11 protein-coding genes are annotated in these 7,970 nt (G+C 76.0%); 5 read left to right on the top strand and 6 right to left on the bottom strand.

What is annotated here, in order from left to right:
• Window positions 1-144 precede the first annotated feature (144 nt).
• Window positions 145-729 (bottom strand): hypothetical protein, encoded by a 585-nt coding sequence (locus B0E53_RS30385; protein ID WP_107079136.1) that lies wholly within the window; start codon window positions 727-729, stop codon window positions 145-147.
• A 107-nt stretch (window positions 730-836) separates the two neighbouring features.
• Here B0E53_RS30385 and B0E53_RS30390 point away from each other — a divergent pair, with 107 nt between their 5' ends.
• Complete coding sequence (locus B0E53_RS30390) at window positions 837-1,766, top strand: YegS/Rv2252/BmrU family lipid kinase (RefSeq protein WP_107079137.1); 930 nt, start codon at window positions 837-839, stop codon at window positions 1,764-1,766.
• Between the two features lie 4 nt (window positions 1,767-1,770).
• Here the strand turns inward: B0E53_RS30390 and B0E53_RS30395 are convergent, their stop codons facing one another.
• From B0E53_RS30395 to B0E53_RS30410, 4 genes are all read right to left on the bottom strand, one after another.
• On the bottom strand, window positions 1,771-2,040 hold the full coding sequence (locus tag B0E53_RS30395; protein ID WP_107079138.1) for a hypothetical protein: 270 nt from the start codon (window positions 2,038-2,040) through the stop codon (window positions 1,771-1,773).
• 13 nt (window positions 2,041-2,053) lie between these two features.
• Complete coding sequence (locus tag B0E53_RS30400) at window positions 2,054-2,452, bottom strand: DUF2267 domain-containing protein (RefSeq protein WP_107079139.1); 399 nt, start codon at window positions 2,450-2,452, stop codon at window positions 2,054-2,056.
• A gap of 99 nt (window positions 2,453-2,551) precedes the next feature.
• The gene (locus B0E53_RS30405) at window positions 2,552-3,277 is read right to left on the bottom strand and encodes a L,D-transpeptidase family protein (RefSeq protein WP_107079140.1); all 726 of its coding nucleotides are present in this window, start codon (window positions 3,275-3,277) and stop codon (window positions 2,552-2,554) included.
• A gap of 73 nt (window positions 3,278-3,350) precedes the next feature.
• Window positions 3,351-3,698, bottom strand: a complete 348-nt coding sequence (locus tag B0E53_RS30410) for a hypothetical protein (protein WP_107079141.1) — start codon at window positions 3,696-3,698, stop codon at window positions 3,351-3,353.
• A gap of 127 nt (window positions 3,699-3,825) precedes the next feature.
• Between B0E53_RS30410 and B0E53_RS30415 the strand changes: the two genes are divergently transcribed.
• The 4 genes from B0E53_RS30415 (at window position 3,826) to B0E53_RS30430 (ending at window position 7,247) form a co-directional block, all read left to right on the top strand.
• Window positions 3,826-4,578, top strand: coding sequence for a dienelactone hydrolase family protein (locus tag B0E53_RS30415; protein ID WP_107079142.1), 753 nt, complete (start codon window positions 3,826-3,828; stop codon window positions 4,576-4,578).
• Window positions 4,579-4,626: 48 nt separating this feature from the next.
• Window positions 4,627-5,262, top strand: coding sequence for a maleylpyruvate isomerase family mycothiol-dependent enzyme (locus B0E53_RS30420; RefSeq protein ID WP_210406276.1), 636 nt, complete (start codon window positions 4,627-4,629; stop codon window positions 5,260-5,262).
• A 79-nt stretch (window positions 5,263-5,341) separates the two neighbouring features.
• Window positions 5,342-6,523: an FUSC family protein gene (locus tag B0E53_RS40280; protein WP_281492928.1), complete on the top strand. Its 1,182-nt coding sequence runs from the start codon at window positions 5,342-5,344 to the stop codon at window positions 6,521-6,523.
• A gap of 10 nt (window positions 6,524-6,533) precedes the next feature.
• A complete protein-coding gene (locus B0E53_RS30430) occupies window positions 6,534-7,247 on the top strand; it encodes a dimethylmenaquinone methyltransferase (protein WP_107079144.1) in 714 nt (237 codons plus the stop codon).
• Window positions 7,248-7,260: 13 nt separating this feature from the next.
• Here the strand turns inward: B0E53_RS30430 and B0E53_RS30435 are convergent, their stop codons facing one another.
• The gene (locus B0E53_RS30435) at window positions 7,261-7,887 is read right to left on the bottom strand and encodes a response regulator transcription factor (RefSeq protein ID WP_107079145.1); all 627 of its coding nucleotides are present in this window, start codon (window positions 7,885-7,887) and stop codon (window positions 7,261-7,263) included.
• Window positions 7,888-7,970 lie beyond the last annotated feature (83 nt).

Consider the following 7,970-nt stretch of genomic DNA (forward strand, 5'->3'; position numbering starts at 1 on the left):
GCTCGGGCTCCGCCGGCACCGCGCCGGTCGGCGGCGCGGCGGCGGCCGGCGGGTCGTCGGCGCGGCCGCAACCGGTGGGCAGCGCGAGGAGGGCTGCCGCGAGGGCCAGCGTCGGGAGGACACGGGTACGCACCAGGAGTCCCCTCACGCCGGGATCGCATCGAGCAGGCGGCGCAGCGTCCGCTCGTAGCCGGCCACGTCGGTGCCGATGCTGCTCAGGGTCAGGGTGTACGCCCCCTTGCCGCTGATCAGCACGGCCTCACCCACGACGTCCTTGGCGGCCAGGTACGACTGGTCGCCCCGGTCGAGGTCGACCACCCGCCCGTACCGCTCGCCGGCCTGCTCGTGCTCGTAGTCGTAGGTCACCCGGCCGGCCGTCGCGGAGGCCGTGGTGACGGTCAGGCTGGCCACCCCCTTGCCGTCGCCGAACACGCAGTTGCCCTCGTCGCGCATCGGCTGTCCGAGCAGGTCGGACACCTGGGCCGCGGTGAACGGGCACGGCGGTCGGACGCTGTTCGCCGGGTCGGCGGCGGCGTCCCCGCCGGTGGTGTCGTCCCCGGCGTCGGCGTCCACTCCCGCCGGTCCCGCGGTCGGGGTGTCACCCGCGCCGTCGCAGGCGGCCGGCCCGAGCAGGGCCAGCAGGAGCAGGGGCGGCAGCCCGAGTCGGGCGGCGCGGGCGGTCCGGGGTCGGGTGCCGGTCCGGGGCGGCGGAAGCGCATGACGTGCCATGCGGTCGACGCTAGGGCGGCGGTGACCGCCGGTAATCGGGTGTTTCCCTACGTCGTGACCCGCCGGCTGCCGTCGCCGGGGCGGGTCGGCGGATAGGGTCGGGAACCGTGCGGACCAAGCAGGAGCTGGGGGCGGCCATCCGGGGCGGGCGGCGGGCGGCGCTGGTCGTCAACGCCCACTCCCGCCGGGGCCGCCGGCTCTACGAGACCGTCCACTCCCGACTGCGCGCGGCCGGCTTCATGCTGCTCGGCGCGTACCCGGTCGACCGGCCCGGTGAGCTGGACCGGGTGCTCGCCGAGGCCGCCGGCCTCGGGCCGGACCTGCTGGTCGCCGGCGGCGGCGACGGGACCATCGGCGCGGCCGCCCGGCTGCTCGCCCACCGGGACATGGCGCTGGGCCTGCTGCCGCTGGGCACCACCAACAACTTCGCCCGCACCGTCGGCGTCCCGCTCGACCTCGACGCCGCCGTCGGCCTGCTCACCGACGGCAAGGTGATCGACGTCGACCTGGGGCTGATCGGCGACACCCGGTTCACCAACCACGTCGGGATCGGGCTGTCGGCGGACATCATGCTGACCGCGCCGCCGCGGCTGAAGCGGGTTGTCGGCCGGCTCGCGTACCCGCTGACCGCGCTGGGGCTGCTGGCCCGGCACCGGCCGCTACGGGTCACGGTGCGCGCCGAGGGGCGGGAGCACGGCTTCGACACCCACCAGGTGTACGTGGCCAACGGCGGTTTCCACGCCGGCCGCCCGATCACCGCGGACGCCAACGCCGACGACCGGCTGCTGGTCGCGTACCCGGTCGGCGGGCCGAGCCGGCGCGGCCTGCTGCGCGAGACGGCGCGCAACGCGGCGGCCGGCCACCGCCGCACCCTGGGTGAGAAACCGTTCCTGGCCGTCCGCCAGCTCTGGCTGGAGACCGACCGGCCGGCGCGGATCGAGGTCGACGGCGAACCCTACGGGCAGACGCCGGTGCGCATCGGCCTGGACCCGAACGCGCTGCGCGTGATGGCCGCTGCGGACAGCCCGGACCGCTGAGCGGTCAGTCCCGGCGGTCCTCGTCCGGGGTCGGGATCTCCTGGTTCTGCTCCACCGCGTCGGCCGGCGTGAGGTCGTCGCGCACCGCGTCGGGCAGCCTGGTGCTGTCGCTGGGTGGGATCAGCACGCCCTGCTCGGCCAGGTCCGCCTCGGTCGCCTCGGGCACCGCGGCCGAGATCGTGTCCGGCGGGCCGACCACCGTCTCGTCCTGTCGCTGCTCCTGCGCGTCGGCCTCCGGCGGCCGGCGCAGCGGCTCCTCGTCGCCCACGCTCATCGCCCGCCGCCCGTCACTGGCTGCGCTGGACGAAGGGTGCGGTCTGGTCGGCCACCTCGCCGTACTCCGCCGGGAGTTGGGCCACGACGTCCGCGTAGCCGGCCGGGTCGACGGCGTCCCGGAGCACGTCGAAGACGGCCGTCACGCCGTCCTTGGCCCGGTCCACGTCGATGTCGGCGCGCCCGCTGACCCGCTCCACGAAGACGTCGAGCCCGAACCGCTCGCCGGTCTCGCTGCCGCCGAACGCGTACGCCCGCAGCGCCTCGGGGAGCCGGCCGGCCAGATCCCGGACCTCCCCGCCGTCGATCCGCTCCGCCAGTGTGGTCAACGTGGCCCGCGTGACGGCCGCCGCCTGCTCCGACGACATCCCGCAGCGTTTCGCCACCGAGCCGATGAACTCGTCCTGGTCCACCTCGGCGCCTCCCTCTCGGCTGGAGGAAGGCGTGTTCCCGCACTCCGCCGCCGCAAACGACCCGCCGGCCCGCCCCGGGGAGCCGCTGTCCGACCGCCGTCAGCGGTAGATGTGCACCGGGGTGCCGATGCGGATGGTGGTCCAGAGCCGGTTCATCGCCGGGACCGGCACCCGGACGCAGCCGTGGCTGGCCGGGTAGGTGGGCACGGAGGTGGCGCCGTGCACCGCGTAGCCGCGGTAGAAGTAGTTCGGCCGCCACAGCAGGCCGAGGTCGCTCTGCCGCCAGCCGTCGATGCGCCGTTGCACCGTCCAGTTGCCGGTCGGCGTGGGGGTGCTGGCCTTGCCGCTGGAGGCGTCCAGGATGCGCACCACCGACCCGCCCTTGGCCAGGTAGAGCACCTGCCGGGTGAGGTTGGCCTCCACTGAGTAGCCGGGGTGGGTGTATTTCGGCTTCGGGACGACCGGATGATCGAGCGCCGCCCAGGTGCGCGGCCCGACGATGCCGTCCCGGACCAGGCCGTTGACCTTCTGGAAGGCGACGACCGCGTGGTGCGTCGACGGCCCGAAGATGCCGTCGACCCCGCCCACGTCGTAGCGCAGGGCGGTGAGCCGCGTCTGAAGCTGGCTGACGGCCGCACCCCGGGAGCCCTGCCGCAGAGTCGGCTGGCTGGCGGCGGCGAGCGTGACCGTGGTGCCGGTGGTCGGGCCGGCGGCCGAGGCGGGGGTGGCCGGGACGGCCAGGCCGGCGACCAGGAGGGCCATCCCGAGCGCGGCGTGCGCGGCGGGGCGGCGGTGGCCAATGACGTGTGGTGAGACGGGAAGCATCGTCCCTCCCTTCCGAAGTCCTACCAGAGACGGTAGTGCGCGGAAGAAGAAAAAGCTGCCCCTTCGTCCGGTTTCAGTTTTCAGGCGACCCGGGGCGTTGGCAGGGCGACGCGGCGGACGGTCCCGGAGACGTCGCCGGTGCGTTCGACGGACGGTTCCGGGACCGGGGACCCGGCCGCGCCCTCGCTCTCGTCGGCGGCCGTGCCGGGACCGGCCGCGTCGCCCCGCCGGCGGCGATCCGGACAGCGGTGAGCAGCGCGAGGAGCCGGTCCACGTCGTCGGCGGGCATCCGGAACGAGCCGCGGCACAGCGTGCCGTTCCACAGCGACAGCACCACGGCGCCCCGGTCGGGGTGGTAGCTGACCCGCAGCGTCCGGTCCTCGCCGCGCAGGTCGGTGAACAGGTCCCCGAAGCTGGGCATCGGTCGCACCTCTCCCATCCACCCAGGATGCCCGGTCGTCGGGCCGGCCGGAAGGGCTCGCCGTGCCGGTCTCCCGGGCCGGGGGTAGCGTGCACGGCGGAACGCACAGCTCAGGGAGGTTCGTAGCGTGCAGACGACGACCGTGGACGTGCCGACCGGCGACGGGGTGGCGGACTCCTTCCTCGTCCGGCCCGACGGCGACGGCCCCTTCCCCGCCGTCCTGATGTTCATGGACGCGTTCGGGTTGCGCCCGCGGCTGGCCGAGATGGCCGAAACCATCGCCGCCCGCGGGTACGTCGTGCTGGTGCCGAACCTGTTCCACCGCTTCGGCCGGGCCCCGCTGGTCGACCTCTCCGGCCTCGGCGACGAGACCCTCCGTGGGGCGCTGTTCGAGAAGGTCTCCCCGATGATCGGCGCGCTGACCCCCGACGTGGTCGCCCGGGACACCGCCGCCTACCTGGACTTCCTCGCCGCGCAGCCGGGCGTCGCGCCCGGCCCGGTGGCCGCCGTCGGCTACTGCATGGGCGGCACCAACGCGCTGCGGGCCATCGAGGCGCACCCGGACCGGATCGCCGCGGCGGCCACCTTCCACGCCGGGCGGCTGGTCACCGACGCCCCGAACAGCCCGCACCTGGGGGTCGGCGCGGTGACCGGCGAGCTGTACTTCGGCCACGCCGACCACGACCCGTCGATGACCACCGAGCAGATCGCCACCCTGGACAAGGCGCTGGACGCGGCCGGCGTCACCTACCGCTCGGAGGTCTACGCCGGTGCCCGCCACGGCTACACCCAGGCGGACACCCCGATGTACGACGAGCGGGCCACCGAGCGGCACTGGGCCGCCCTGTTCGACCTGCTCGACCGCACCTTCCGACGCTGACCCGGCCCTGGGCGCCGGCGGGTGGCGGCCGACGGCCAGAATGGCGCGGTGGAAAATGATCTGCTGCCGATGATCGCCGCCGAGCGGCGCCGGACGGCCGACCTGATCGACTCGCTCACTCCGGCGCAGCTGGACACCCCGAGCCTCTGCGGCTCGTGGACGGTGCGGGAGGTCGCCGGGCACCTGGTGTCGCCGCTTGTCGGATCACCGTGGACGCTCCTGCCGATGGTGCTGCGCGCCGGTTTCCGGCTGCACGTGGCCAACGCGCGGCTGGCCCAGCAGGTGGCCCGGAGACCCGCCGCCGAGCTGGCCGCCGCCCTGCGCGAGCACGCGGAGCACCGGTTCCGGCCGCCGGTGGTCGGATACTTCGGCCAGCTCACCGACCTCCAGGTGCACGGGCTCGACATCCGCCGGCCGCTCGGCCTCCCCGCCGACCTGGACCCCGACCGGGTGCGCACCTCGCTGGACTTCCTGGCCGGCGGCCGGGCGGTCGGCTTCGTCGACCGGCGCCGGGTGGCCGGGCTGCGGTTCGAGGCCACCGACCTGGGCTGGGCGTCCGGGACCGGGCCGGTGGTGCGGGGCACCGGCGAGGCGATGCTGCTGACGCTGACCGGTCGTCGGGTGGTCCTGCCTGAACTGGACGGCGACGGCGTCGCGGTGCTGGCCGGCCGCTGGGCCGGCTGACGCCGCCCAGAACCGGCCGGCGGAGCACGCGCGCCGCAACCCGGACGATTCACCCGCGCCGCACCGGGTAACCGCCGCCATGGCCGACGACCGCCCCGACACCGTCCGCTCGCCCCTGGACCGGGCCGCCGAGCGGACCGGGCAGGCGCTGGCCCACGCCCGCGCCGAGGGGAGTATGGCCGGCCGGCTGCGGCTGCGCCAACTGGAGGTCACCGTGGTGATCGCCGTCCAGGCCGGGCTCGCCGCCGCGCTCGCCGCGCTGCTCGCCCAGCGCCTGCTCGGGTCCGGCGCGCACGTCTTCGCGCCGGCCGCCGCGGTCGGCACCATCGCCACCGCCATCGGCCAGCGGGCCCGGCGCACCTTCGAACTGCTGGTCGGGGTGGGACTCGGCATCGTGGTCGGCGACGTGCTGCGCGACCTGCTCGGCTCCGGGTCCTGGCAGACCGGCCTGGTGGTCACGCTGGCCATCGCGACCGCGCTGCTGGTCGCCGGGCGTGGCGGCGCCCTGGTCGGCCAGGCCGGCGGTACGGCCGTGCTGATCGCCACCCTCGCCCCGGTCGAGCCCGGCCTGGAGCTGCCCCGGATCTTCGACGCGCTGGTCGGCGGCCTGGTCGGCCTCTTCGTGGTGGCGCTGCTGCTGCCGGTCAACCCGCTGCGGGTGCTGGACCGGGCGACCGAGCCGATCGTCAGCACGCTCACCACCGAGCTGGACGCCGTCGCCCGGGCGCTGACCACCCAGGACGCCGACGCGGCGGTCCGGTCCCTGGAGCGGATGCGCGGGCTCGACGCCGACGTGGGACGGCTCAACGAGGCGCTCAGCGGGGCCGAGGAGGTGGTCACCCTCGCGCCGGTCCGCTGGCGCCGGCGCGCCCAGTTCCACCGGTACGCAGGCGCCGCGGCGCACCTGGAGCGGGTGATCCTGTACGCCCGCTCGGTGGCCCGCCGCTCCGCCACCGCCCTCCAGTACGGCGAACCGATCCCGCCGGTCCTGGCCGACGCGGTGGCCCGCCTCGGCCAGGCCGTCCGGGTGATGCGCCGCTGCGGGCGCACCTGCCCCGGCTGGCCCGGCACACCCCGCGCGCCCGGCGGTCGAGCCGGATGGCCCGGCGCGCCCGAGCCCGCCCGGAACCGTTCCGCCCGCCGACGCGCACGCCCCGCCCCACCTGATCCGTACCGAGGTCCGGCGCCCCTGGTGAGCGGGCGACGAACCGGAGCCACGAGCCGGGAACTGGCCCCTCCCACGGCCGGGCCGGCTGGCTAGCGTCGGGCCCATGAGCATCGACCGCGCAGAGCTGTCCCGGCGGTTCGCCGCCCTGACCACCGCCCACGTCGCCGACGCCTGCCTGCGGGCCGCCGTCCCGGTACGCTGCGCCCCGGCCGGCGTACGGCCGGTGCTGGCCGGCGGGCGGCTGGCCGGCCGGGTGCTGCCGGCCCGGCACGTCGGCAGCGTCGACATCTTCCTGGAGGCGATCGACCGGGCCGCCCCCGGCGACGTGCTGGTGGTGGACAACGACGGGCGTACCGACGAGGCGTGCGTCGGCGACCTGGTGGTGTTGGAGGCGCGGGCCGCCGGCCTGGCCGGCGTCGTGGTGTGGGGCCTGCACCGGGACACCGACGACATCCGGTCGGTCGGGCTGCCGGTGTTCAGCCTGGGCGCGACCCCCACCGGGCCGCAGCGGCTGGACCCGCGGCCGGCCGAGGCCCTGGCGTCGGCGCGGGTCGGGTCGTGCACGGTCGATCCCGGCGACGTGGCCCTGGCCGACGAGGACGGGGTGCTCTTCGTGCCGGCCGGCCGGGTCGGCGGGCTGTTCGACCTGGCGGAGTCCATCCGGGACACCGAGCGGCGGCAGGCCGACCGGATCCGGGCCGGTGAGCCGCTGCGGGCGCAGGTCGGGTTCGGGGCGTACCTGGCGGGTCGGGCCGAGAACCCGGGGCTGACGTTCCGGGAGCACCTGCGCGCGGTGGGCGGCGCGATCGAGGAGTGAGGCCGGCCGGCGCTCAGGCGCCGCGGGCCCACAGGGCCAGGCGTACCCGGTTCGGGCTGTTGGTCTTGGTCATCAGGCTGGTGATGTGGGTCTTGACCGTGGTGACGCCGATGTGCAGCCGGTCGGCGATCTCGGTGTTGGAGAGGCCCTCGGCCACCAGGTCCAGCACGTCCCGCTCGCGTGTGGTGAGGCCGTGCACCGGTCGGGGCGTCCCGGCGCGCGCGTGCACCGCCCGCTGGACCAGCCGCCGCAGCACCTCCGGGCTGAACGGGCTGTCCCCGGCGGCCGCCCGGCGTACGCCGTCGAGCAGGTCGGCGGGGGGTGCGTCCTTGAGCAGGAACCCGCAGGCGCCGGCGGTCAGCGCGGGGTAGAGGTGGTCGTCGTCGCCGAACGTGGTGAGCACCAGCACCCGGGTGGCGGGGCGCTCGGCGAGGATCCGGCTGGTCGCCGTGATGCCGTCGACGCCGGGCATCCGCAGGTCCATGACGACCACGTCGGGCAGCAGCCGCGCGGCGAGGGCGATCGCCTCCCGGCCGTTGTCGGCCTCGCCGACCACCTCCAGGTCGGGCTGGGCGTCGCAGAGCATGCGCAGGCCGGCGCGGATGAGGTGCTGGTCGTCGACCAGCAGGACGCGGATCACGCCGGCTCCGGCGCGTGCGGGCCGGCCGGGCGCGGGCGGGGCGCCGCCGGCTCCGGCGGGCGGGCGGGAGAGTCGGGCGGCCC

Source organism: Micromonospora sp. MH33 (assembly GCF_003013775.1).
GTDB lineage: Bacteria > Actinomycetota > Actinomycetes > Mycobacteriales > Micromonosporaceae > Micromonospora > Micromonospora fulviviridis.